22 protein-coding genes are annotated in these 25,368 nt (G+C 60.7%); 19 read left to right on the top strand and 3 right to left on the bottom strand.

Annotated features, from left to right (window positions below):
* The first annotated feature begins 3 nt into the window (after window positions 1-3).
* The 15 genes from ACHEXK_RS08425 to ACHEXK_RS08495 all read left to right on the top strand — a co-directional run bounded on the left by ACHEXK_RS08425 (window position 4) and on the right by ACHEXK_RS08495 (window position 15,694).
* Complete coding sequence (locus ACHEXK_RS08425; RefSeq protein WP_416545187.1) at window positions 4-216, top strand: hypothetical protein; 213 nt, start codon at window positions 4-6, stop codon at window positions 214-216.
* A 159-nt stretch (window positions 217-375) separates the two neighbouring features.
* Window positions 376-1,845: a sigma-54 interaction domain-containing protein gene (locus tag ACHEXK_RS08430; RefSeq protein WP_416545189.1), complete on the top strand. Its 1,470-nt coding sequence runs from the start codon at window positions 376-378 to the stop codon at window positions 1,843-1,845.
* A gap of 11 nt (window positions 1,846-1,856) precedes the next feature.
* A complete protein-coding gene (gene fliE / locus ACHEXK_RS08435) occupies window positions 1,857-2,228 on the top strand; it encodes a flagellar hook-basal body complex protein FliE (protein ID WP_416545191.1) in 372 nt (123 codons plus the stop codon).
* 25 nt (window positions 2,229-2,253) lie between these two features.
* Entirely contained in the window at window positions 2,254-4,107 is a 1,854-nt protein-coding gene (gene fliF, locus ACHEXK_RS08440; protein WP_416545193.1) for a flagellar basal-body MS-ring/collar protein FliF, read from the top strand.
* Between the two features lie 22 nt (window positions 4,108-4,129).
* The gene (gene fliG / locus ACHEXK_RS08445) at window positions 4,130-5,221 is read left to right on the top strand and encodes a flagellar motor switch protein FliG (protein WP_416545195.1); all 1,092 of its coding nucleotides are present in this window, start codon (window positions 4,130-4,132) and stop codon (window positions 5,219-5,221) included.
* The gene (locus ACHEXK_RS08450) at window positions 5,208-6,149 is read left to right on the top strand and encodes a FliH/SctL family protein (protein WP_416545197.1); all 942 of its coding nucleotides are present in this window, start codon (window positions 5,208-5,210) and stop codon (window positions 6,147-6,149) included. Before fliG ends, ACHEXK_RS08450 begins: the two co-directional genes overlap by 14 nt.
* Window positions 6,139-7,458: a FliI/YscN family ATPase gene (locus tag ACHEXK_RS08455; RefSeq protein WP_416545199.1), complete on the top strand. Its 1,320-nt coding sequence runs from the start codon at window positions 6,139-6,141 to the stop codon at window positions 7,456-7,458. The genes ACHEXK_RS08450 and ACHEXK_RS08455 overlap by 11 nt, the downstream gene beginning before the upstream one ends.
* A 21-nt stretch (window positions 7,459-7,479) precedes the next feature.
* The gene (fliJ, locus tag ACHEXK_RS08460; RefSeq protein ID WP_416545201.1) at window positions 7,480-7,929 is read left to right on the top strand and encodes a flagellar export protein FliJ; all 450 of its coding nucleotides are present in this window, start codon (window positions 7,480-7,482) and stop codon (window positions 7,927-7,929) included.
* A 162-nt stretch (window positions 7,930-8,091) separates the two neighbouring features.
* On the top strand, window positions 8,092-10,038 hold the full coding sequence (locus tag ACHEXK_RS08465) for a HAMP domain-containing methyl-accepting chemotaxis protein (RefSeq protein WP_416545203.1): 1,947 nt from the start codon (window positions 8,092-8,094) through the stop codon (window positions 10,036-10,038).
* 14 nt (window positions 10,039-10,052) lie between these two features.
* Window positions 10,053-10,712: a hypothetical protein gene (locus ACHEXK_RS08470; protein WP_416545205.1), complete on the top strand. Its 660-nt coding sequence runs from the start codon at window positions 10,053-10,055 to the stop codon at window positions 10,710-10,712.
* 276 nt (window positions 10,713-10,988) lie between these two features.
* The gene (locus tag ACHEXK_RS08475; RefSeq protein WP_416545207.1) at window positions 10,989-12,173 is read left to right on the top strand and encodes an ABC transporter substrate-binding protein; all 1,185 of its coding nucleotides are present in this window, start codon (window positions 10,989-10,991) and stop codon (window positions 12,171-12,173) included.
* A gap of 149 nt (window positions 12,174-12,322) precedes the next feature.
* Window positions 12,323-13,186, top strand: coding sequence for a branched-chain amino acid ABC transporter permease (locus ACHEXK_RS08480; protein ID WP_416545209.1), 864 nt, complete (start codon window positions 12,323-12,325; stop codon window positions 13,184-13,186).
* Between the two features lie 13 nt (window positions 13,187-13,199).
* Window positions 13,200-14,207: a branched-chain amino acid ABC transporter permease gene (locus ACHEXK_RS08485; protein ID WP_416545211.1), complete on the top strand. Its 1,008-nt coding sequence runs from the start codon at window positions 13,200-13,202 to the stop codon at window positions 14,205-14,207.
* Window positions 14,200-14,979, top strand: coding sequence for an ABC transporter ATP-binding protein (locus ACHEXK_RS08490; RefSeq protein WP_416545213.1), 780 nt, complete (start codon window positions 14,200-14,202; stop codon window positions 14,977-14,979). The genes ACHEXK_RS08485 and ACHEXK_RS08490 overlap by 8 nt, the downstream gene beginning before the upstream one ends.
* 1 nt (window position 14,980) lies before the next feature.
* Complete coding sequence (locus ACHEXK_RS08495; protein ID WP_416545215.1) at window positions 14,981-15,694, top strand: ABC transporter ATP-binding protein; 714 nt, start codon at window positions 14,981-14,983, stop codon at window positions 15,692-15,694.
* A gap of 6 nt (window positions 15,695-15,700) precedes the next feature.
* Here the strand turns inward: ACHEXK_RS08495 and ACHEXK_RS08500 are convergent, their stop codons facing one another.
* Entirely contained in the window at window positions 15,701-16,504 is an 804-nt protein-coding gene (locus ACHEXK_RS08500; protein WP_416545217.1) for an IclR family transcriptional regulator domain-containing protein, read from the bottom strand.
* 121 nt (window positions 16,505-16,625) lie between these two features.
* Between ACHEXK_RS08500 and pobA the strand changes: the two genes are divergently transcribed.
* Together pobA and ACHEXK_RS08510 are read left to right on the top strand one after the other, a co-directional pair.
* Entirely contained in the window at window positions 16,626-17,819 is a 1,194-nt protein-coding gene (pobA, locus tag ACHEXK_RS08505) for a 4-hydroxybenzoate 3-monooxygenase (RefSeq protein ID WP_416545219.1), read from the top strand.
* Between the two features lie 132 nt (window positions 17,820-17,951).
* Window positions 17,952-18,821: a CoA transferase gene (locus tag ACHEXK_RS08510; protein ID WP_416545221.1), complete on the top strand. Its 870-nt coding sequence runs from the start codon at window positions 17,952-17,954 to the stop codon at window positions 18,819-18,821.
* 55 nt (window positions 18,822-18,876) lie between these two features.
* Here ACHEXK_RS08510 and ACHEXK_RS08515 read toward each other — a convergent pair whose 3' ends face one another.
* On the bottom strand, window positions 18,877-20,100 hold the full coding sequence (locus tag ACHEXK_RS08515; protein ID WP_416545223.1) for an MFS transporter: 1,224 nt from the start codon (window positions 20,098-20,100) through the stop codon (window positions 18,877-18,879).
* A gap of 142 nt (window positions 20,101-20,242) precedes the next feature.
* On the opposite strand from ACHEXK_RS08515, the gene ACHEXK_RS08520 reads away from it, so the two are divergent.
* Both ACHEXK_RS08520 and ACHEXK_RS08525 read left to right on the top strand, forming a co-directional pair.
* Window positions 20,243-20,800: a DUF1003 domain-containing protein gene (locus ACHEXK_RS08520; RefSeq protein ID WP_416545225.1), complete on the top strand. Its 558-nt coding sequence runs from the start codon at window positions 20,243-20,245 to the stop codon at window positions 20,798-20,800.
* Window positions 20,801-20,882: 82 nt separating this feature from the next.
* On the top strand, window positions 20,883-21,266 hold the full coding sequence (locus tag ACHEXK_RS08525) for a cell envelope biogenesis protein TolA (RefSeq protein WP_416545227.1): 384 nt from the start codon (window positions 20,883-20,885) through the stop codon (window positions 21,264-21,266).
* Between the two features lie 110 nt (window positions 21,267-21,376).
* On the opposite strand, the gene hrpA is transcribed toward ACHEXK_RS08525, so the two are convergent.
* Window positions 21,377-25,282 carry an ATP-dependent RNA helicase HrpA gene (gene hrpA, locus ACHEXK_RS08530; protein WP_416548901.1) on the bottom strand — a complete coding sequence of 1,302 codons (3,906 nt, stop codon included), beginning with the start codon at window positions 25,280-25,282 and terminating at the stop codon, window positions 21,377-21,379.
* Window positions 25,283-25,368 lie beyond the last annotated feature (86 nt).

The raw sequence follows: 25,368 nt of genomic DNA on the forward strand, positions 1-25,368 counted from the left end.
GCCATGGCTGACACCGGCCCTGCGCTGACCCCTTCAACCCGTGGGCCCAACTGCTGGCAATGCCGGCATTTTGCGATCACCCATTTGCCTTTTTCACCCTATGCCTGCCGGGCCATGGGGTTTCAGTCGCGTCTGCTGCCCTCGATCGAGGTGTTGCGCATCGACGGACGCTTTTGCCGGCTGCACGCCCCCAAATCCCCCCCTCCCAAAGCCTGATCCAAGGCTGTCAATCTTCCGTCAAGCCGGTGTCAATTTCCCAATACCGATAAAAATATCAAAGTATTCATTTTGATTTTTTTTAGGTTTTTAAAAATACAAAATAAAGCTGGCACAAGGGTTGCTTAGTTAGTCTCATCTGAACATGAGACCAACACCGTGAAGTCACAACCCTCGACCAACCCTCTGGCCCTTTGGCTGGACCCCGAAGCCGCCCTGAGCCCCGAGCACAGCCAAGCCTTGCAGGTCAGTGGCTGGGCGGCGATGCCCGTCAACACCCTCGATCACTTGCTCAGCCACGCGCCAGACGCCGCCATGGTGGTGTTGCACCTGACGGCCGACGTGACGCGGCTCAAAGCGGTTCAACAACTTTTGCATGACGCAGGCCTGAGCACCCCTGTGGTGTGCCGGGTTGATCGCCAAGAGCTGGATCTGGCGGTTGAAGCCGCGCAAGCCGGCGCGCTGACCGTGTTGGCCGCGCAAGATGTGCGCCACGCCTCTTGGCAGCGTTTGCACCACCAACTCCACCCCACGGCTGCCCGCTTGACACCGCAGCCCGTGCGCCATGTGGTGTTTGTCGATCCGGCCAGCCAACACCTGTTGGCTTTGGCCCAAAAAGTGGCCCAAGCCGATGTGACGGCCCTGCTGGTGGGGCCCACTGGCTCGGGCAAAGAGGTGCTGGCCCGCGTTCTGCACGAGGCCTCGGCCCGTGCGCAAGGCCCCTTTGTGGCCCTGAACTGCGCGGCCATGCCAGAGAACCTGATCGAGGACATGTTGTTTGGTCACGAAAAAGGCGCATTCACCGGCGCGCACCGAGAGCAAAAAGGTTTGTTTGAACAAGCCCAAGGCGGCACCTTGTTCTTGGACGAGATCGGCGAGATGCCCATGCACCTGCAAAGCAAACTGCTGCGCGTCTTGCAAGAGCGCCAACTCACCCGCTTGGGCGGTCAAAGCACCATCCAGTTGAACGTGCGCATCGTGGCCGCGACCAACAAAGACTTGAAAAAAGCCATCGTCGAGCGCGAATTCCGCGAAGACCTGTACTACCGCATCGCCACTTTCCGCATGCGCTTGCTGCCCTTGGCCGAGCGCCCAGGCGACATCATCCCCTTGGCCATGCAGTGCTTGTTGCAACACGACAGAAAGCCATGGGTGCTGGTGCCCCAGGCACAAGCCCAATTGCTGCAATACCCTTGGCCTGGCAACGTGCGCGAACTGGAAAACGTGATGCGTCGCGCCATGGTGCTGTGCGCCGACCATGTGGTCACGCCCGCACACCTGATGTTTGACGACTGGTTGACCGCATCGGCCGTGGCTGCCGCACCCACAGCCGCACCTGCGCCCACAGCGGCCACCCCCGTCATCACGCCGACGGATTGGGCCCAGCTGCCCAGCAGCACGCCAAGCCCCCGGCTGATCGAGCGCGAACTGCCTGCCGAAATGCCTCAAGCCACCGACTTGAACAGCGCGGCCCGCATGAACGAACACCAAGTGATCATGGCCACCTTGGCCAACACACACAGCAAAACAGAAGCGGCCAAGCGCTTGGGCATCAGCCCACGCACCTTGCGCTACAAACTCGCGCAACTGCGTGAGCACGGTTTGGGCATGGCCAGCGCGGCCTGCTGAAGGAGACACGCATGATCGACAAAGCCATTTCCCCTGCCAGCATCCAGTCGATGCTGCAAACCTTGCGCAGCCACCAAAACGAAGCGGCCGGCAAAGCCATGGGCATGCCCGGCGCGAGCGAGTTGGGCGGTGTCCAAAACGGCGCCTCAAACGGGGTGCAGAAAACCGGGTTTTCTGACCTGGTCTCTGGTGCTCTCGGGCAAGTGAATGCCCTGCAAGTCCAGTCGTCCGATATGCGTGCCGCATTTGACCGCGGCGAAGACATGGCCCTGACCGATGTGGTGCTGGGCATGCAGAAATCTTCTCTGGCCTTTGAAGCCACCTTGCAAGTGCGCAACAAGGTGCTCAAGGCTTACGAAGAAATCCTGAACATGCCAGTCTGAACCCCATCACTGAAGAAGAAACAACATGGCTGCAGCAATCGCAACAATGAACACCGGGGTGATGACATCCCCTCAAGGGTCTGACAACTTACCCGCCACCAGCCCAGGCGGCGGCAGTTTGGCCACCGTCCCTGGCACAGCCGACAAGGACGGCAAAACCACAGGCACCGGCCTGAGCCCCTGGAGCACCAAAGGCCTGTCTCAATCTTTTTCTCAAGTCATCAACCAGCCCTCGGTGCGCAAAGTCTTGCCACTGATCGTCATGTTGGTGGCGGTGGTGATTTTTGGCTTGATTTACGCCTGGATGAACGTGGTGCCCTACCGCCCCGTCATGCCCGGCCTGCAAGAGGCCGATCAGCAAAAGGCTTTTGAATCACTCAAGACCGCCGACTTCAGCCCCAAGATTGACCCTGCCACGGGCCAGTTGACCGTGCCCAGCAACCGCTTTCACGAAGCGCGTATCTTTTTGGCCTCGCAAGGTCTGCCCAAGGCGGGTGCCACAGGCCTCGATGGCCTGAAAGAGCAGTCGTCCATGACCACCAGCCAATTCATGGAACAGGTCAAGGTCAATGCGGCGATGGAGCAAGAGTTGGCCCGCAGCATCATGCAAATTGGGAGTGTGCAAAGCGCTCGCGTGCACCTGGCCACGCCCAAACAAAGTGTGTTCGTGCGTGACCGCACACCGCCCAAAGCTTCCGTGGTCTTGGCCCCCTACCCAGGCCGCGCTGTGTCGGCCTCGCAAGTGCAAGCCATTGTTCACCTGGTGTCCTCCAGCGTCCCTTACTTGTCACCTGACCATGTGACCGTGGTCGACAACGTGGGCAAACTCATGACCGAGTCGGCCACCGAACAAAAGTTGGGCTTGACCTCGGCGCAAGAGCAGCACAAACAGCAGCTCGAAGAGGTCTACCGCAACCGCATCATGCAAATCTTGGCCCCCATGGTGGGCGAAGCCAATGTGCGCTCACAAGTGAACCTGTCGCTGGACTTCACCCAAATCGAGAGCACCACCGAAGACTTTGACAACCGCGACAAAGGCCCCCGCACACGCTCCGAAGTGCTGGCCGAAGACCGCGCTGCCACCAAGTCGGCCGAAGGTGTGCCAGGGTCCTTGTCCAACACCGCCCCAGCAGCACCCACCACCACCGACAACACCACAGCCGATGCCAACAAAGGCCAAGCTGAATCCGGCAGCAAACTCAGCAGCCGCTCCACCCGCAACTTTGAGCTGGACCGCACAGTGCGCCATGTGCGCAACGCCACGGGCGGCGTGATGAAGATCAGCGTGGCCGTGGTGGTGAACGAGCGGCCAGCGCCCCCCCCTGCCAAAGATGCGCCCGTGGTGCCCAATGCCCCCACCACGGTGGCCTACACACCACAAGAGTTGGAGCAAATGCTGCAAGTGGTGCGCGGTGTGGTGGGTTTTGACCAACAGCGCGGCGACAACGTGTCTGTGGTGCCGGCCAAGTTTGAAGCACCGGCCAGCCTGGAGACCATCCCGTGGTACCTCGAAGATGTCGTGCAAACCGGCATCAAGAGCGGCTTGCTGGCCATCAGCTTCATCGTGTTCTTGCTGATCGTGATTCGCCCCATCATGCGCAACATCTATGCCGACCATGCGGCAGAGGCCGAGCAAGCCAAGGCTGCGCTCAGCGATGGCGAGCTGAGCGAAGACGACATGCGCATGATCCAAATTGGCGAAGGCGACAGCTTGCAAGAGATCAAGGCCAAGCTCAAGCCCAAGAAGTCGAGCATCTCCATGGACATGCTGGACACCGCCAACACCTACGACGACAAAGTGGCCCTCATCCGCATGCTGGTGGCCGAAGACTCGGGCCGTGTGGCCAACGTGCTCAAGGGCATGATCAAGGTCAATTGAATTTCATCCAGGAACACAGACCATGGCGACCCAAAAACCAGATGACAAAGCAGCAGGCGCGCCTGCAGCCCCTGCGGCGAATGCCCCGATACCCATGACCGAGGAGCTGGCCAAGGAATTGGCCGAGCTGACCGGAACGCAACGTGCGGCCGTTTTGATGCTGCTGCTGGGTGAGCAGCAAGCCTCGGAAATCATCCGTTTCATGAACCCGAAAGAAGTGCAATCGCTGGGGGCCGCCATGGTGTCGGTGTCGGATTTGTCCCAAGAAGCGGTGAACATCGTGCTGGACGAGTTCGTCACCCTGCTGAAAAAGCAAACCAGCTTGGGCTTGGGCACCGGCGACTATGTCGAAAAAGTGCTCAAACGCGCCTTGGGCGACGACAAAGCCGCCTCGGTGCTCAGCCGCATCATGCCCGGCCAAGGCAGCAAGGGCTTGGAAATTTTGAAATGGATGGACGCGCGCTCGATTGCCGAGATGATCCGCGGCGAACACCCACAGGTGGTGGCCATCATCTTGTCGGTGCTCGACTACACCGTGGCGGCCGACGTGCTGAATTTCTTGCCGGGTGAATCGCGCCCGGAAATCATCCAGCGCATTGCCAGCTTGGAGACGGTGCAACCGTCGGCCATGGAAGAGCTCGAGCAAATCATGATGAAACAGTTCGCTTCGAACTCTTCCTCCAAATCGTCCAGCTTTGGCGGTATCAAAGCCGCCGCCCAGATCATGAACTCGGTGAAGGTGGAATTGGAGTCCTCCATCATGGCGGGCTTGTCGCAAATTGACGGCGATCTGATGCAACGCATCCAGGACAATATGTTCACCTTCGAAAACCTGGTGAGCGTGGACAACCGCGGCATCCAAGCCATCATGCGAACGGCCGACTCCGACCTCTTGATGGTGGCGCTCAAAGGCGCACCCGACTTCGTCAAGGACAAATTCCTCGACAACATGTCGGCCCGTGCGCGCGTCATGTTCGTGGACGACATGGAAAGCAAAGGCCCTTTGCGCATCACCGAAGTGGAAGAAGCGCAAAAGAACGTCATGCGCCTGGCACGCAAGCTGTCCGATGCGGGCGAACTGGTGTTGGCAGGAGGCGGCGATGGCTTTGTCTGACCTGCACGAAGCGCCTGCGGTCTGGAGCATCAACCCCTTGCTCAACAGCAAGGTGCAAGCCCCCCGCTTTTTGCGCACCCAATGGGACGAGGCCTCGGCCCGCTCCTTTGGTCCCTGGCGTGTGGCCGAAAAAATCGAACCCACGGAAGGCTTGACACAAGCGCTGGTGAGCACCGAAACCGAACCGTCAGACCCTCCCGCCAACGCCGACGCCTGCGCTGGCGAAGCCGACTCGGGTGCGGCCGAATCCGAATCGCCATGGAGCGAATCCGCCCTGGCGGCCCTGCGCGACGAAGCCTACCAACGCGGTCTGCTCGACGGCCAAGCCCAGGTGCGCGAAGCGCATGAGCGAGAGCGCAGCCAAGAGCGCGAGTTGGTGCGCCACTTGGGCATCGAGCTGCGCAGCATCAGCCAAGACCCGCAGCGGTTTTTCGAACCCCTCAAACGCTTGTCTTTGCATCTGGCAGAACAGTTGGTGCGGGCTGAACTGCAGCTCTCGGGTCAAGCCATTCACAACCTGGTGCAAGCGTGCATTCAGCAACTGGACCATGCCGTGGAGCCCGTGCACGTGAGCGTGAACCCCGAAGACCTGCAACGGCTCAAAGAGATGGGCAAGTCGGTCACCGACCACATGCAGCTGGAAGCCGACGCCCTGCTGCGCCCAGGCAGTGTGCGCGTGCGGGTACAGGACTCGGTGGTGCAAGACCTGATTGAACACCGCTTGGAGCCCTTGGCCCGGCGTTTGCTGGCCCAGCCCGAAGCCTGGATGCAGCAATCGGCCCTGGTCAAAGACCGCGCCGAAGCCCTGCCCGCCGACACCCCCAGCCGCGACTGGAGCCGCCAGGTGCCCGATGTCGAAGACATCGAAGACTCCGACATCAAGCCGCCATCCCCCCCCACTGTGAGCGACACCTCCGATGAACTTTGATGCCGAAGTCAGCCAACTGATCGGTGAGCTGCACGCGCCCGAGCCCCAACGCAATGGCACCTTGGTCCGCCTGGTGGGCATGCGCTTGGAAACACGCGGTCTCATGGCGCCACTGGGCGCTTGCTGCGAGGTGGTGGGGCAGTTTGGCCATCGGGTCGAAGCCGAGGTGGTGGGTTTCAACGACGACACGCTCTACCTTTTGCCCTTCACCGAACCCCAAGGCATTGGGCCGGGCGCCAAAGTCTCGGTGCTCAGCCACACCTCGCAAGTCGCTTTGGGGCCTGAATTGCTCGGCCGCGTCTTGGACGGACGGGGGCAACCCTTGGACGGCCGCCCTGCCCCGGTCTGCACCGATGTGCTCAGCCTGCAAGGGCGCCCCATCAACCCGATGGAGCGGGGCCCGATTCGGGAAATTTTGGACGTGGGCGTCAAAGCCATCAACGGCATGTTGACCATCGGTCGCGGTCAGCGCTTGGGCCTGGTGGCGGGCTCAGGTGTCGGCAAAAGCGTGTTGCTGGGCATGATGACCCGCTTCACCGAAGCCGACGTGGTGGTCATTGGCCTGATTGGCGAACGCGGCCGCGAGGTGCAAGCCTTCATCGAAGAATCGTTGGGGCCTGTGGGTCTGGCCAAGTCGGTCTTGGTTGCCGCCCCGGCCAACGAGTCCCCTGTGCTGCGCCTCAAAGCCACCCACATGACGCACGTGATTGCCGAGTACTTCCGGGATCAGGGCAAAAACGTCTTGATGCTGGTGGACAGCCTGACACGCGTGGCCCACGCGCAACGCGAGATTGGTTTGGCCGTGGGCGAGCCACCCACCGCCAAAGGGTATCCGCCCTCGGTGTTTGCCCTGCTGCCCAACCTGATCGAGCGCGCCGGTGTCGGCCGCCACGGTGTGGGCTCCATCACCGCCATCTACACCGTGCTGGCCGAGGGCGACGACGCCAACGACCCGATTGTGGACATCGCTCGCGCCTCACTCGATGGCCAGGTGATGTTGTCACGCAAACTGGCCGATGCGGCGCACTACCCGGCCATCGACCTCAACGGCTCGATCTCTCGGGTCATGCAAAACCTGCTCTCGCCCGAAGACCAAAAATTGGCCAACCGGTTCCGGCGCCTGTGGTCGCTCTACCAACAAAACCAAGACCTGATCCAAGTGGGGGCGTACGAAGCGGGCAGCAACCCCGACTTGGACCATGCCATCCGCTTGCGCACATCGATGGAACACTTTCTGCAACAAGACATGCACACCGGTCAGGACGTTGCCGCCACGCGCCACGAAGTCCAAACCCTGATGTCGGTCTAACCCCTCCCCCAAGGCCTCCCCATGAGACAAGCTCGAAACTGCTGGCCCGTCCTGGTTCGCAAAGCCCAAGACGCGGTCAACGAAGCCCAGTCCGACATCGCCCATGCCATGGCTCGGGTGGAACAACTGCAAGCCAGTCACGCCCGGCTGTGCAGCCTGTATGACGAATACCGCCTGCAGGAAAATCAACAGACCGCCCCGGTCATGGGCATGCAAGCGAGCATGAACCACCGCCAATTCATGGCCCAACTGCTCACCTTGCAACAGCGTGTGGTGCTGGATTTGAGCAAAGCCCAAGCCACCTTGAGTCAAATGCGCAAAAAACGGGTATTGGCGGAAATCGAGCTCCACAAAATGGCATCCTTGGCTGAACAAGACGCCAAAGCGGTGGCCAAAGATGTCCTGCGCTACGAGCAAAGGCAAATGGACGAACTGGGCGTGCGCCAGTTCAACAGGAGTGCGCAAATTTAAGGCAAGATATCAGAGGTTTAACAAATTACATCCATAGCACGCACATGGAATTTTTGTTGATTATTTTTTAATATATAGAATTATCATATAGCAAGCTATAAATTAATTAATAACAACAATATCTGGTTAGAATGTCAGAAATTAATTGTGGGATTTGTGGTCATGCTGAAAAATCTTTCCGTCTCTCTTCGTCTGTTCTTGCTGGTGATTTGCATCAGCTTGGTTTCGGTGGTGGTGGGTGTGGTGGGGCTGCGTGGCATGACACAAGCCATTGCCAGCTTTAACTTTGTCAACACAGACCACCTGGTCCATTTGCGTGACCTGAAGATCATCTCTGACCAATACACCCTGCACGTCCTGGACGGCGCGATGAAAGTCCGCTCACGCCAGATGTCTTGGGAAGATGCCCAGAAAGACCTGGCCAAAGCGCGCCAAACGGTCAAAGACAAATGGGCCGCTCACCCCACCGACGATTTTGTGGGTGAAGAGAAAAAACTGGTGGCCACGATCGAAGCTTCATTCGACAAAGTCAACACGCTGCTGGACCAACTCAACACCCTGTACCAAGACCAAGAGCGCGCTGATTTGGCGTCCTTTTCCGACAAACAACTCTACCCGGCGGTGGAGGAGCTGATTGAACACCTGTCCGAATTCATCGAAGCCCAACTGACCGAAGCCAACAGCGAGTACCTGCTGGCAGAAAGCGCTTACGAGTTCAACCGCAACCTGACCATTGGCATGATCATCGCCGGTCTGCTCGGTGGCTTGTGGTTGGCCATGTCGATCATCCGCTCCATCACGCAACCTTTGGCCAAAGTGCAAGAGGCGGTGGGCACGATTGAAAAAACCGGCAACTTTTCTGTGCGCATCGATGTGGCACAAGATGACGAGGTCGGACGAACGGCCGACGCCATCAACCGCATGATCGCCTCGCAGCAATCGGCTGTGGGGGAAGTCAACCAAGTGGTCACCGCTTTGGCTGTGGGCAATTTCACACCGCGCATCCACGCCGACCTCAAGGGCGACTTGGGCGAGATGAAGAAAGCCGTCAACACCTCGGCCGATGCCATCCAAAACACCACCCGCAGCCTGATTCAGGTCATGACGGCGCTGGAAAAAGGCCATTTCTCAGCCCGTGTTCAGGCCGATGCACAGGGCGAATACAAAGCCGCCATGACGCAAGCCACCAACGCCATGCAGGCTTTGGACAACATGTTGGGCGATGTCTCGGGCGTGCTCCAACAGGTGGCCAATGGCAACCTCACTCAGCGGGTTCATGCCCAAGGCCAAGGCGAATTGGCCACCCTCAAAGACAACATCAACCGCTCGCTGGAAGCCCTGTCGATGGCCATGCGCGTCATCAACACCAACAGCCAGCAGGTGGCTGCGGCGGCCAACGAAACCAGCCAAGCGATAGGCCAGATTTCCGACGGCGCACAAAACCAGACCCATGCGATCTCGCAACTGGCCTCTGCCGTGCGCCAAACCACCGATGCGGTGAGCGATGTCTCGCGCAACACCACGATCGCGAGCCAGAAGTCCCAAGAATCCATGAGCATCATGCGCGAGGGCATGGTCCAGATGGAGCAAATGGTGGAAGTGGTCAGCGCCATCGCATCGAACTCGGAAAAGATCAACAAGATCACCGAAGTCATTGAAAAAATCGCCAACAAAACCAACCTGCTGTCCCTCAACGCGGCCATCGAAGCGGCCCGCGCAGGCGAGCACGGCAAAGGCTTCTCGGTGGTGGCCGAAGAGGTGGGCAAGCTGGCCGCCAACAGCGCCGAAAGCTCGCAAGAAATCGCGCGCTTGGTGCAAGAAGCGGTGGCAGAAACCCAACGCGCTGTGGCCACCGTCAAACAGGTCAACCATGGCATGCACCAGATCGAGCAAGGCTCGGTCGAAACCGACAACATGTTGCACCGCATCTCCTCCGCCCTGGAGCAGCAAAGCATGGCGGTCGAGCAAATCAACTCCAACATCACCAGCCTCGACGCCATTGCGCGCAGCAATGCAGCAGCGTCTGAAGAGATCACGGCCACGGTGATGGAGCTGTCGAAAATCGCCGACGCCACGCGCCACGAGGTCAACAAATTCGAAGTCAACTGATCACACGCGCCACCATGAAAAAATCCATACCAAACCCTCTCGCTGCCCTCACTGCCTTGACCCTTTGCCTGTGGGTCGCTCAGGCCCAGGCCGGCCGCCCTTTGGCGGTGGACGACGCCAACGTCAATGAAAAAGGCGCGGGACAAGTGGAAGTCTGGGTCTCCCGCGACAGTGACAAAGTCGACACTTGGAACGTGGCCCCCGCATTTGCACCCATCGAAGGTGTGGAGATCGGCGTCAGCTACGCCAAAGCACGCCGACAAGGCCATGCCGAGCAAGCCATCCAAGCCAAATGGCGCATCACACCCAGCCAAGAAAATGGCTGCAATGTGGCCAGCACCTTGGGCTCTGTCCATGAAAAATCGGTGGGCAGCAGCCCCTTCTTGGTCGGCATCCTGACCTGCAATTCGGCTCTGGGTTCTGTGCACGTCAACTTGACACGGCACAACCCCAAGGACGAGAAAAGTTTCAACAGCTGGGGCGTGGCCTTTGAACGTGAAGTGGGCGTTGTCACCCCGCACGTTGAAATCTTTGGCGACGAAGGCGGCAAACCGACCCTTCAATTCGGGGCCAAAACCGAGATCGCCGAAGGCCTGCAATTGGACGGCACCGTGGGCCGCGACCGGCAAAACAAGGCCAATGTGTTTTCACTGGGTTTCAAGTATTCTTTTTGAACGCCGCCACCCAGCGCACAACCCGCCGACCCGGCGGGTTTTTTTTATCCAAAATTGGCACCCTGCTTTTGTTGGTGTCAGGGCCTTTGGCCAGAGGCCAAGCGCGCGCGACCCATGATGAGCGTGGGCAGCACTGAGGCGCGCAACACATCCTTTTTCGATGGGAGATGGCCTTGGAACCCCCCATGATTTCCCCTAGGAAATCTGCCGCTCGGGTGCCCCATAATGAAGCGAGTGCTTTTCTGGGCACCCGCCTCATTTCCCTTGGAGACCTGTATGACTTCACGACGTTCCGTATTGACCCAAGGCGCTGCACTGCTTGGCGCCTCTTCCACCGGTTTGTTGGTGCCGCAAAGCGCCCAAGCCCAAAGCGGCAAAATCCGTGTGGGCTTCATGCTGCCTTACACCGGCACTTTTGCCCAACTGGGTGTGGCCATCGAGAACGGCGTGCGCATGGCCATCAACGAGCAAGGTGGCAAGCTGGGTGGCCGCGAGATCGAGTGGTTCAAAGTCGACGACGAGTCCGAGCCCTCCAAAGCCATCGAAAACGCCAACAAATTGGTGCAGCGCGACAAAGTCGATGTACTCATTGGCACGGTCCACTCGGGTGTGCAAATGGGCATCCACCGCGTGGCCCGCGAAAGCGGCGTGATCAACTTGATCCCCAACGCCGGCGTGCACATCGCCACCCGCGCCCAATGCGCCCCCAATGTGTTCCGCACCAGCTTCTCCAACAGCCAGCCCACCATGGCACTGGGCGAGGCCATGGTCAAACGCGGCCACAAAAAGGCGGTCTGGATCACCTGGAAATACGCGGCAGGGGACGAAGCCTATGAGGGCTTCAAAGAGAGCTACACCAAAGCCGGTGGCACCATTGTCAAAGAACTCGGCCTGCCCTTCCCCAACGTCGAATTCCAGGCGCTGCTGACTGAAATCGCCGCACTCAAGCCCGACGCGGTGGCCTGCTTCTTCGCAGGCGGTGGCGCTGCCAAATTTCTCAAGGACTATGCGGCCGCAGGCCTCAAGGGCAAGATTCCGCTGTACGGCTCAGGCTTCCTGACCGAAGGCGTGCTGGACGCCGCAGGCCCAGCCGCCGACGGGGTTTTGACAACCTTGCACTACGGTGACGGCATCGAGACCAAGCGCAACAAAGACTTCCGCCTGAACTACGCCAAGACTTTCAAAATGCAACCCGATGTGTACGCCGTGCAAGGCTACGACACGGGCTTGCTGCTGGTGCAAGGCGCCAATGCGGTCAAGGGCGATGTCAGCCAGAAGGCCAACATGATCAAGGCCATGGAAGTGGCGGTGATCGACAGCCCCCGTGGCAAGTGGACCATGAGCAAGTCGCACAACCCGGTGCAGGACATCTACCTGCGCGAAGTCTCGAACAAAGAGAACAAAGTCATCGGCGTTGCCGCCAAGGCTTTGGCCGATTCAGGCGCAGGCTGCCGCATGTAAACTGCAGGCGCACAGCTGCAGGGCATGCCCCGCAGTTGTGCGCTTTCAAGCCGTGCCACGGCGGATTTCGGTCCGCCGTTTTCAATCGTGCCCTGACCCAAGGGCTTGGGGCTTGCGGCTGCCCTCCTCCATGCCAAGTGTGACCACCGATGGACTTTGTGAATTTTTTGATCCAGCTGCTCAACAGCTTCCAGTACGGGCTGCTGCTGTTCATGCTGGCGGCAGGCCTGACGCTGATCTTCGGCATCATGGGCGTGGTGAATTTGGCGCACGGCAGCTTTTACATGCTGGGGGCTTACCTGGCTTGGTCACTGGCTGCGCAACTGGGCAGCTTCACGCTGGCCATTGTGGTGGGCACGGCGTTGTCGGTGGCCTTTGGTCTGCTCATCGAGCGTTTGCTGTTTCGCCACTTTTACCACCGTGACCACTTGGACCAAGTGCTGCTCACGTTTGGCCTGATTTACGTGTTTGAAGAGCTGCGCTCCATGATTTGGGGCGACGATGTGCATGGCCTGCCTGTGCCCGAGTTGTTGGCCGCCTCCATTCCTTTGACCGAAAACCTGTCCTACCCCGTGTACCGCCTGTTCATGTCGGGTGTGTGCTTGGTGCTGGCTTTGGGCTTGTATTGGCTCATTTCCAAAACCCGCTTAGGGATGAAGATCCGTGCCGGTGCCTTCAACCGCGAAATGACCGAATCGCTGGGTGTCAACATCCAACTGATCCACTCGGTGGTGTTCGCTTTGGGCATTGGTTTGGCGTCGATTGCCGGCATGATCGCCGCCCCCGTGTCGAGCGTCTACCCCAACATGGGCTCTCAAGTTTTGATCATGTGCTTTGTGGTGGTGGTCATTGGCGGCATCGGCTCGGTGCGCGGCGCCTTGATCGCCGCACTCCTGGTCGGCCTCGTCGACACCTTTGGCAAGGTGCTGCTGCCCCAAGCCTCGGGCATGCTGGTGTATGTGCTGATGGCGGCCGTGCTGCTGTACAAACCCGAAGGCTTGTTCAAGCAATGAAAAAGAAAAGAACATGAGCACGCCCCAAATCCACCTCGAAACCCTGCCCCGCAGCATCCAGCTGGTGATGGTGCTGGGCTTTTTGGCGCTCGCCGCTTTCCCCTTTGTGGGGACCGACTTTTACACGGCCATGGTCGTGCGCATGATGATCCTGGCCATCTTGGCCATGAGCCTTGATTTGCTGCAAGGCGTCACCGGCCTGGTCTCGCTCGGCCATGCCGCCTACTTTGGCCTGGCCGGTTATGTGTTGGCTTTTGTCACGCCGCAAAACGAGCCCATCAGCTTGTTCACCAGCTTGCCGCTGGCCGTGGGTGGGGCCGCTCTGGCGGCTTTGCTCATCGGCTTTTTGGTGGTGCGCACGCACGGCATCTACTTCATCATGGTGACCATGGCCTTTGCGCAAATGATCTTTTTCATCTTCTTTGACAACAAGGCGCTGGGCGGCTCGGACGGTTTGTTCCTGAACTTCCGCCCCGATGCGGGCGTCATCGATCTGGAAAACAAGCGCGTGTTTTATTACTTCACGCTGGCCTGTTTGCTGGCGGTGTATGTGTTCTTGCGCCGCCTGCTTTGGAGCCCGTTTGGCCGGGCGCTGTCGGGCATCCGGGTGAACGAGCACCGCATGCGGGCCTTGGGCTTCAACACCTTCAGCCACAAGCTGGCGGCCTTCACACTGGCTGGGGCCTTGGCAGGCTTGGCGGGTTATTTGTGGGCCGCGCAAACCGGTTTTGTGAACCCCGAGCTCATGGGTTTCCACATGAGTGCACACGCCATCATGATGGTGATTTTGGGCGGCATGGGCAATTTTGCGGGGGCCATTGTGGGGGCCTTCAGCTTTGAATATTTGCTGCATGTCTTCAAAGACTTGCCCGACCTGGGCGGCTTCAAAACGGGCAAACACTGGCAGATGTGGATGGGCCTGTTCATCGTGGCGCTGATCATCTTTGCCCCTCAGGGCATTTTGGGGTTGATCAACCGGGCTTTTGGCAGCAAAACGGCCAAGGAGGCAGACCATGACTGATCGCCAAGTTTTGTTGTCCGCACGCGCCTTGACCAAACGCTTTGGCGGCTTGGCGGCGGTCAACGACGTCTCGCTGGATTTGTGGCTGGGCCACATCCATGCCGTCATCGGACCCAACGGCGCAGGCAAGTCCACACTGACCAACCTGCTCTCCGGCGACCTGCCCCCCACCAGTGGCAGCATCACCTTGGGCGAGCACCCCATCAGCGGCTGGACGCCCGAAAAAATTTCGCGCCACGGCCTGGGCCGAAGCTACCAAAAGACCAACATTTTCAGCACCTTCAGCGTGTGGGACAACGTGCGCCTGGCCGCGCAATCGCGTGTGCAGCCCTCGCCCTTCAACCCGCTCGGTTGGTTGCAGGCTGCGGCCCGGATGCAGGCGGTGAATGCTCGGGCCGAACGTGCCATGGAACTGGCCGGGCTGCAAGACCGCCGCCACGCCCAAGCCGGGGCCACCAGCCACGGCGAGCAACGCCAGCTCGAAATCGCCATGACCTTGGCCACCGAGCCCCGGGTGCTGCTGCTCGACGAGCCGCTGGCGGGCATGGGCCAAGCCGAGGCCGAGCGCATGGTGCAGCTGCTGCTGCGCCTCAAAAAAGACCACGCCATCTTGCTGGTAGAGCACGACATGGACGCCGTGTTCACGCTGGCCGACCACCTCACCGTGATGGTCAACGGGCAAGTGATTGCGAGCGACACGCCTGTGGCGGTGCGGGCCGATGCGGGTGTGCAGGCCGCCTACTTGGGCGAAGAAGTGGGCGAGGAACACTGACATGAGCGACTTGTTGATCCAAGCCCAAGACCTGAACACCTATTACGGCGCGAGCCACATCCTGCGCGGGGTGAACTTTTCAGTGGGCCGGGGCGAAACCATTGGCCTCATGGGCCGCAACGGCATGGGCAAAAGCACCCTGCTCAAAACCCTCATGGGCATCGTGCCGCCGCGCACAGGCACGGTGGCCATCAAGGGCCAGCGCATGAACGGTCGCCCCACGTTTGAAGTGGCACAAATGGGCATCGCCTACGTGCCCGAAGGCCGGGGTATTTTCGGCAACCTGAGCGTGGTGGAAAACCTGCACATGGCCGCGCGCCCCGGCACCCAAGGGCAACGCGACTGGACTTATGAGCGTGTGCTCGAGACCTTCCCACGCCTGAAAGAACGCTTGGGCCACGGCGGCCAGCAACTGTCGGGCGGTGAGCAACAAATGCTCACCATCGGCCGGGCGCTCATGACCAACCCCGACGTGCTGATCCTGGATGAAGCCACCGAAGGTCTGGCCCCGCTGATCGCCCGCGACATCTGGCGCATCTGCAGCCTGATCAAGGAAAGTGGCATCAGCGCCATCATCGTCGACAAAAACTGGAAACACGTCACCCAGATCACCGATCGCAACATCATCTTGGTCAAAGGCCAGGTGGTGTTCGAAGGCTCCTCACAAATCCTGTTGGATGACCCGAGTGTGCTGGAGCAGCATCTGGGCGTTTGAGTCCGCTCACAACAAGGGCCGCAACTCCCGCGCCGCCTCCAGCAGCAAGGGCAGCCATTGGCGCTGCACAGCGGCATCACTCAACTGCTCGGCCGTGCCCACCACATTGAGCGCGGCCAGCGTGCGGCCCTGCATGTTGCGCAGGGGCACCGCCAACGCATGGATACCGAGTTCATGGCCGTCACGGGCCAAGGCGTGGTCGTCTTGGCGAACTTTTTCAACCAACCCTTTGAACCGGGTCAAACCCACCTCGGTCTGCGGCGTGATGCGGGCCAGCTCCCGCCCTTTGAGCCAAGCTAAAAATTCGGCTTTGGGCAGGTTGGCCAGCAACACCTGGCCCGTGGACGTGGCATGCGCCGGCAAGCGTGCCCCCAGGTGCAAACCATAGGCCAAGTGGCGCACCGGCTCGGCCACGCCGGCGCTGCGGGCCACGATGACGCACTCATCGCCATCGAGCACCACCGCGCTGAAAGCTGCCTGCGTTTGCGCGGCCAAACGGTTGAGGGTGGGCTGCAGCGTTCGGGGCAACCTCGAAGTCGCCATGTAACTGCCGGCCAGACGCAACACGCGCGCCGAGAGCCAGTAATGCGAGCCATCTGTTTCCAAATACCCCAACTCGGCCAGCGTGAGCAAATGCCGCCGCGCCGCCGCCCGGGTGATGCCGGTGCGCTGCGCCGCCTGCGTCGCGTTCAGGCGCTGACGCTCGGTGTCAAAAGCTTCGAGCACGGCCAGGCCTTTGGCCAGGCCTTCGATGAAATCTGGTTTGGCAATGGGCACGGGCTGGGCTTTCAAAGAAGAATGGAACTCCATCAATTTGCGCGATGATCGCACAAATCATGCACAGATCGGCCAAAATTGAGGGGACCTGCCAATTCGGCTCGCGGCCACGGCCTAAGCTTGAAAGCTACTGCCACCACGCCCCGAGACACCCATGAGCACCACCCGCACCCAAGTCGCCATCGTCGGCGCAGGCCCTTCTGGCTTGCTGCTGGGCCAATTGCTTTTCAAAGCCGGCATCGACGCCATCATCGTCGAGCGCCAAAGCCCCGACTACGTGCTGTCGCGCATCCGCGCAGGCGTGCTGGAGCAAGTGACCATGGACCTGCTCGACGAAGCAGGTGTGGGCCAGCGCATGCACAAAGAAGGTTTGGTGCACACCGGCTTTGACCTGTTGTTCAAAGGCGCACGCCACCGCATCGACATGGACCACCTCACGGGCGGCAAAAAAGTCATTGTGTACGGCCAAACCGAAGTCACCCGCGACCTGATGGACAACCGCCAAGCCGAAGGTCTGCCCACGGTCTACGAAGCAGGTAACGTGCAGGTGCACGACTTTGACAGCCCAAAACCCCGCGTGACCTACGAGAAAAATGGCCAGCTGCACACCATCGAGAGCGACTTCATTGCCGGGTGCGACGGCTTTCACGGCGTGTGCCGCGCCAGTGCCCCCCAAAGCGCGATCAAGGAATACGAGAAGGTCTATCCATTTGGCTGGTTGGGCGTGTTGTCTGACACACCGCCCGTGCACCACGAACTGATTTACGCCAACAGCACCCGCGGCTTTGCCTTGTGCTCACAGCGCAGTGCCACGCGCAGCCGTTACTACCTGCAAGTGCCCACCACCGACAAGGTCGAGCAATGGTCAGACGACGCTTTCTGGGCCGAGCTGCGCCATCGCCTGGACCCCGAAGCACGCGAGCATCTGGTGACAGGCCCCAGCATTGAGAAAAGCATCGCCCCGCTGCGCAGTTTTGTGACCGAGCCGATGCGCTTTGGCCGCATGTTCTTGGCCGGCGACGCCGCGCACATCGTGCCGCCCACGGGCGCCAAGGGCCTGAACTTGGCCGCCACCGATGTGAAGTACCTCTCCACTGCATTCATCGAGTTTTATGCCGATAAAACCGATGCAGGCATCGACGCGTATTCAGAGCGCTGCCTGCGCCGCGTGTGGCGTGCTGAGCGGTTCAGCTGGTGGTTCACCAGCCTGATGCACCACTTCCCAGAAAACGGCGACATCGGGCAGAAGTTCCAAGACGCCGAACTCGACTACCTGATCCACAGCGAAGCCGGCTCGCGCACCATGGCCGAAAACTATGTGGGCTTGCCGCTCAACTTTGGCGAATAACTCAGCGAACTGTCTTCATGTGGGAGCGACGCCCTCGTCGCGATAGGGCTTTTGCGAAACCTCAGGTTCATCCATCGCGGCGAGGACGCCGCTCCTACAAAACACCCTGGCCACCCGCACTATGATCGGGGCATGAGCACCACTAAACCCCTGCGCGGCACGCGCGTTGTCAGCCTTGCCCTGAACCTGCCCGGCCCCGCCGCCCTGATGCGCTTGGCGCAAATGGGCGCCAGCTGCACCAAGATCAACCCGCCTGCTGGCGACCCGATGCAGCACTACACGCCCAGCGGTTACGACCTGATGCACCAAGGCGTGAAACACCAAACGCTGGACCTCAAAACCGACGCTGGTCAAGCCGCCTTGCACAAATTGCTGCCCAAGACCGACGTGCTGCTCACCTCTTTTCGGCCTTCAGCCCTCGCCAAATTGGGCTTGGGCTGGAAAGCTTTGCACCAGCAATACCCCGCACTCAGTCTGATCGAAGTGGTGGGTGCGCCCGGCCCCTTGGCCGAGATTCCTGGCCATGACCTCACTTACCAAGCCGAAGTGGGTTTGGTCAATGGCATGGACTTGCCGCCCAGTTTGTTTGCCGACATGGGCGGCGCACTCATGGCCAGTGAAGCCACGCTCAAAGCCGTCATCACCCTCAAGACGACCGGCAAAGGCACCCGCCATGAAGTGGCGTTGTCAGAAGCGGCCGCTTGGCTGGCACTGCCCCGCCAGTTGCGCATGACGACCCCCGATGGCGCCGTGGGTGGCGCACACGCGGGTTACCGCATGTACGCCTGCAAAAACGGACGCGTGGCCGTCGCGGCGCTGGAGCCGCACTTTGCCATCAGCCTGTGCGCAGCTGCGGGCATTCAACTGGCGCATCCGGTCAAAGACCTCTTCAAGCCCGCCACACGCCAGGCCATCGAAGCTTTCTTGGCCAGCCAAACCCGCGCCCAGCTCGACAAATTGGCTGCTGCCAAAGACATCCCGCTGATGACGCTGCCGCGCTGACTGCGTGGCTGTGGGAGCGGCGCCCACTTCGCGATGGGTGTTCGCAGAGTTGCGCTCAGTCAGGCAAAGGATCGGGCAAACGCTTCAAGGTGCGCAGTTTGGACGCGGTGATGAGGGCTGCCTGCAGGAAAAAACCGGCCACCACACACCAAAGACTGACGGAGACCGGAAAGCTCACCCCCACCACGCCACCCAAGGCCGCGCCCAAAGGCCTTGCGCCTGTGCTCACCACAATGTTGATGGACGTGACCCGCCCGATCATGGCACGGGGCGTCACCGTTTGACGCAAAGTGGTCGAGGTGATGGTCCAGATGATGGGACCCGCGCCAAACAAGAAATACGAGAGTGCCGCCAACCAACCCTGCGGCCAAAACAGCGTCAACGCCATCGTCAGCGCCGCCAACACCGAAAAATAAGGCCCCAGCAAAATGGCCTGCCCAAAGGGCAGCAGCCCCACCACCCGGGGCGCCAGCAACGCCCCCACGATCATGCCCACGCCATAACAAGCCAAAGTCACGCCCACGCCACTGGCGTCCAAGCCCAAATCGTGGATGGCGTAAGGCACGTAAGCGGCTTGCAGCATGAACCAAGAAATGTTCCAGACGATGGAACAAAACACGATGGGCCGCAAATAGTCGCTGCGCCACACCCATTTGGCCCCGTCTTGCAATTCCAGCAAAGGGTGCCTGTCGGGCATGGCGGCCCGGGTGGGTTCGGTGATGCCGCGCAAGCACAAGACCGCCATGACGGACAACATGCCCGACAGCACAAACGCTGCGGAGGCGCCCGTCCATGCAATCAAGGCGCCCGCCAAGGCCGGGCCTGCGGCAAATGCCGCACTGCGCGCCAACTCCAGCCGCCCATTGGCTTGGGCCAAGGCATCGACCGGCACCATGGCAGGCACCAAAGAAGGCGCAGCCACACTGAACGCCACGGTGCCCACCGCGGCCATGAAACCCAGCACCGCCAAGGCCGCAATCGAGACCTGACCCGTGACGATCAAACCCAAGAGCAGCAGCAAGGCCAAAGCCCGCAGCGTTTCGGCCAAAGCCATGAGGCGCGTGCGCGATGTGCGGTCGGCCAGCAGCCCCAAGGGCATGGCCAGCAACAAGAAAGGCAAGGACTGGATGGACGCGAGCAAGCCGATCTCGCCCGGCCCGGCCTTGAGCAACAGCACCGCCACGATCGGCACAGCCGCCAAACTCAGCTGCTCCGCCGATTGGGCCAGCAAATTGGACCAAGCCAATCGCTTGAAAGATGCGGAAAGTGGAAGCGTCATGAATGCCCTGAGGTTTTGCACATCGTACAAGGACAAAGACAAAACCCGTGTCCACAGTGCGGCACCGCACTGCCCTCAGAGTGCATGTTTGACACCACGCATGAACCGCCTGTTACCCTGAAGCACAACCCTGAGAAGTCTCATGCAGCACCCACCCCACCCCGTCGCCAAGCCATCTGCCGAAGAAATGCAACAGTTGGTGCTGCTGCGGCAGTTGCGCAGAACCCATCGACAGCAATTGGCCATCGCACCAACCCTCATGCCTGAGCACATGGCTGCCCGGCCTCTGACACGGGGTCAGCGGTTGGCCGACGGTGTGGCGGCGACCATTGGGTCTTGGCGCTTCATCGTTTTGCAAAGCTCGGCCATCGCCATTTGGATCACGGGCAATGTGCTGGTGGGGCCAAATGCCTGGGACCCTTACCCCTTCATCCTGCTCAATTTGTTGCTGTCGTTTCAGGCGGCCTACACGGCACCGGCCATCATGATGAGCCAAAACCGGCAGTCAGAGCTGGACCGCCGGCATGCGCAAATCGATTACGAAATCAATGTGAAAGCAGAATTGGAAATCGAACTCCTGCACAACAAGATCGACATCTTGAAAGAGCAAGAACTGTTGAGCCTGACCCAAGCGGTGCGGGAGCTCACCGCGCAAGTGCGGGTGTTGACGGCCCAAGCCCAAGCTCATGTTCGCCCTTGAGTGCATCGGTGCGTTGATGCACTGACGCCCACGGGCAGTTCGTGTGCCAATGTGTTTTCGTTATTCACACAGAGAACCCCCCATGCAAAACCTCAAAACCCTCACTGCCGCCATCGTGTGTGCCAGCCTGCTGCCCTTGTCGGCGGCCTTTGCGCAAACCATGAACAAAGCCGACCACAAGGCCAGCAAAACCCGCATCAGCGCGGATTACAAAACAGACAAAGCGGCCTGCAAAGTCCAAAAAGGCAATGCCAAAGATATCTGCCAAGAAGAAGCCAAAGCCGCCGAAACGAAAGCATTGGCCGATGCCAAGATGGGCCAAGAAATTGGCGATGCCAAAAAAGACGCCGCCTCAGAAAAGACCGAAGCCGATTACAAAGTCGCCCATGAAAAATGCGATGCCCTTGCGGGCGATGCCAAAGCCAGCTGCGTGACAGCGGCCAAGGGCAAATTCGGCAAGCATTAAGTTATGGCAAACTGAACAACGGCGCCTGCGGGCGCTGTTTAAATCATGGCAGAAGGCACCTTCGGGTGCCTTCTGCCATAGTGGTGAGGCCCCGGGGGTGAAATGAACCCTCAATGATTCAACTGCCCCCAAGCCTTCTCCAACCGCTTGATGCTGACCGGCTGCGGGGTGCGCAGTTCTTGCGCGAAGAAGCTCACGCGCAACTCTTCCAGTAACCAGCGGAACTCCAGCATGCGGGCGTCTTGCGCGCCTTTGCGTTCGGCCACCAAGCGCCAATAGCGTTGTTCTTGGGGCTTCAGCTCGGTCAGGCGCTGGGCGTCGCGGGCGGGGTCGGCGCGGTATTTATCGAGGCGCAGGGTCACGGCCTTCAGGTAGCGGGCGCAGTGCTGCAGCTGAGGCCACGGGGTGGCGGCCATGAAGTTTTTGGGCATCAGGCGCTGCAGTTGCTGGGTGCAGTCTGCCGTCGCGTCGGGGGCGTTTTTGGTGTCTTTGATCTTGCGGGTGGCCACGCCAAACTCCAGCAAGATGGTGCCCGCCAGCCGGGCCACTTCGTTGGCAATCAACGTCAATCGCCCGCGGCCTTCTTCGATGCGGCGCTTGAACGTGATTTCGTCGTTGGGCAGCGGGTCGAGCAAGAAGGCGCGGTCCAGCGCCACGTCGATGATTTGGTTTTTCAGCTCATCGGCTGTGCCGAGCGGCATGTAGGCCACCGCCATCTTTTGGAGGTCGGGGATGTTTTTCTCAAGGTACTTGAGCGCGTCTTTGATCTGCAGCGCAAACAGGCGGCGCAGGCCCGCGCGGTTTTTGTGGGCAGCCACGTCGGGCTCGTCAAACACTTCGATGGTCACGGCGTCTTGCACGTCCACCAGCGCGGGGAAGCCGATCAGGGTCTGGCCGCCTTTGCTGATTTCCATCAGCTCGGGCAACTCGCCAAAGGTCCAAGCGGTGTAGCGCTGGGGGGCCAAGGGCTTGGGCGCTGCGGCGGCTTTGGCCGGGGCGGCGTTGGTGCGGTTAGCGCCTGTTGTGTTCGCTGGTGCGGTGGCCGAAGACTGGCCTGCGTTGGCCGTTACCGGGGCCACAGCAGGCGCTGCCGCGACTTTGAGCTGCGCCAGCGCCTGGAATGCGCCACGCGCTTTGGCACCCAGCTCGCCTTTGAGCGCACCCAGGTTGCGGCCCATGCCCAGCTGGCGGCCGTGTTCGTCCACCACCAGCAGGTTCATGAACAAATGCGGGCTGAGCATCTCGTGTTTGAAATCGGTGCGCTTGATGTCGAGGCTGGTTTCGTCGCGGGCTTTTTTCAGCAGCACGTCGGTCAGCGAACCGCTGCCAAACAGCTCGGGCACCGACAGCTCGGCAGCCAAGCGCGTGGCCGATTCGGGCAGCGGCACAAAGCGGCTGCGCGGGCGCTGCGGCAGGCTTTTGAGCAGGGCCTGGATCTTGTCTTTGAGCAGGCCGGGCACCAGCCATTCGCAGCGGTCTTCACTGACTTGGTTCAGCACAAACAGCGGCACTGTCACGGTGACCCCATCGCGGGCGTCGCCGGGCTCGTGCAGATAGGTGGCTTGGCAGTCGGTGCCGCCCAGGCGGATGTGTTTGGGAAAAGCCTGCGTGGTGATGCCTGCGGCTTCGTGGCGCATCAATTCTTCGCGGCTCAGCAGCAACAGGCGCGGCTGCTTGGCGCTCTCATGGCGGTACCAATCTTCCAGCAGGCGGCCACTGCACACCTCTGGGGGAATCTGCTGGTCGTAAAAGGCGTAGATCAGCTCGTCATCCACCAGCACGTCTTGGCGGCGCGACTTGTGTTCCAGCTCTTCGACCTTGGCGATCATCTTGTGGTTGGCGGCCAGGAAAGGCAGCTGGGTCTCCCACTGGTTGCCCACCAACGCTTCGCGGATGAAAATCTCTCGGGCGCCGTGCAGGTCCACCCGGCTGTAGGCCGTGCGCCGCCCGCTGTAGACCACCAGGCCGTAGAGCGTGGCCCGCTCCAGTGCCACCACTTCGGCCGATTTCTTTTCCCAATGCGGGTCCAGCACTTGTTTGCGCAGCAGGTGCGCACCGACCTGCTCCAGCCACTGCGGCTCAATCGCCGCAATGCCCCGGCCAAACAGGCGCGTGGTTTCCACCAGTTCGGCCACCACGATCCAGCGGCCCGGCTTTTTGTTCAGGTGCGCGCCGGGGTGTTTGTGGAACTTGATGCCGCGAGCGCCCAGATAGGCTTCTTCGTCTTCGAGCTTGTAGCCCACATTGCCCAGCAGACCCGCCAGCATGGACAGGTGCAGCTGCTCGTAACTCGCGGGTTGCGTGTTGATGCGCCATTGGTGCTCGGCCACCACCGTGAGCAGCTGGGTGTGCGTGTCGCGCCACTCGCGCACGCGGCGGATGTTGACGAAGTTCTGGCGCAGCAGCTGTTCGTACTGGCGGTTGCTGAGTTTGTGCTGCGAAGCGTCTTTAATTGGGGTCAGATCCCGATTGTTTTGGCCCGGCTGGCCTGATGAATTGAATTGGGATCTGACCCCCATTGATTTGGAGGGGCCGCCTCGGGCGTCGTGAATCCATTTCCACAACTTCAGGTAGCCGGTGAACTCGCTCTTGTCGTCGTCGAACTTGGCGTGTTGCTGGTCGGCTTGGGCTTGCGCGTCCATGGGGCGGTCGCGCACGTCTTGCACGCTCATGGCACTGGCGATCACCAGCACTTCGTCCAGCGCATTGCGGTGCCGCGCTTCCAAAATCATGCGGCCCACACGCGGGTCCAGCGGCAGGCGGGCGAGCTCTTTGCCGATGGGGGTGAGTTCGTTGTCGTCGTCCACTGCGCCCAATTCGGCCAGCAGTTGGTAGCCGTCGGTGATGGCCCGTTTGGATGGCGCTTCAATGAACGGGAAGTCTTCCACCACGCCCAGGTGCAGCGACTTCATGCGCAAGATCACACCCGCCAGAGACGAACGCAAAATTTCTGGGTCTGTAAAGCGCGGACGCCCCGCAAAGTCTTTGTCGTCGTAAAGGCGTATGCAAATGCCGTTGGCCACCCGGCCGCAGCGGCCCGCTCGCTGGTTGGCCGCCGCCTGGCTGATGGGCTCGACCAGCAGCTGCTCGACCTTGCTGCGCAGGCTGTAGCGCTTGACCCGCGCCGTGCCAGCGTCGATCACGTAGCGGATGCCGGGCACCGTGAGCGAGGTTTCGGCCACGTTGGTGGCCAGCACGATGCGGCGGCCATTCGACGCTTCAAAGATCTGGTCTTGCTCGGCCTGCGACAGGCGGGCAAAGAGGGGCAGCACTTCGGCGTTGCGGGTCAGGGGCTGGTGCGCCAAGTGCTTGCGCAAGTGGTCGGCGGCCTCGCGGATCTCGCGCTCGCCGGGCAAAAAGATCAGGATGTCGCCCCCTGCCCCGCCCTGCCAGAGTTCATCCACCGCATCGGCCATGGCCTCGTTCAGGCCGTAGTCGCGGGACTCTTCAAACGGGCGGTAGCGCTGCTCCACCGGGAAGGTGCGCCCCGACACCATGATGACCGGGGCCGGGCCGTGGCGCGAGGCAAAGTGCTTGGCAAAGCGGTCAGCGTCGATGGTGGCCGAGGTGACCACGATCTTCAGGTCCGGGCGGCGCGGCAAGATTTGGCGCAGGTAGCCCAGCAAAAAGTCGATGTTCAGGCTGCGTTCGTGCGCCTCGTCGATGATGAGGGTGTCGTAGGCCTGCAGCAGCGGATCGGTCTGGGTTTCGGCCAGCAAAATGCCGTCGGTCATGAGCTTGACCGAGGCGTTCTTGCTCAAACGGTCCTGAAACCGCACCTTGAAACCCACCACCTCGCCCAGCGGGGTCTTCAATTCCTCCGCAATCCGCTTGGCCACCGAGCTGGCCGCAATGCGCCGCGGCTGGGTGTGGCCGATCATCCGCGCCCGCTCGCCCGGCTTGGCGTTGAGCTTGCCGCGGCCCAACACCAGCGCAATCTTGGGCAACTGCGTGGTCTTGCCCGAGCCGGTTTCACCGCACACGATGATGACCTGGTGCTGGTCCATGGCGGCCATGATTTCACCGCGGCGGGCAGAGACGGGCAGGCCTTCGGGGAACTCGATTTGGAGGGGGGTGTCGGACAAGGCGGGAACTTCTGTGA

It is taken from the genome of Limnohabitans sp. DCL3, from assembly GCF_048019295.1.
GTDB lineage: Bacteria > Pseudomonadota > Gammaproteobacteria > Burkholderiales > Burkholderiaceae_C > Limnohabitans_A.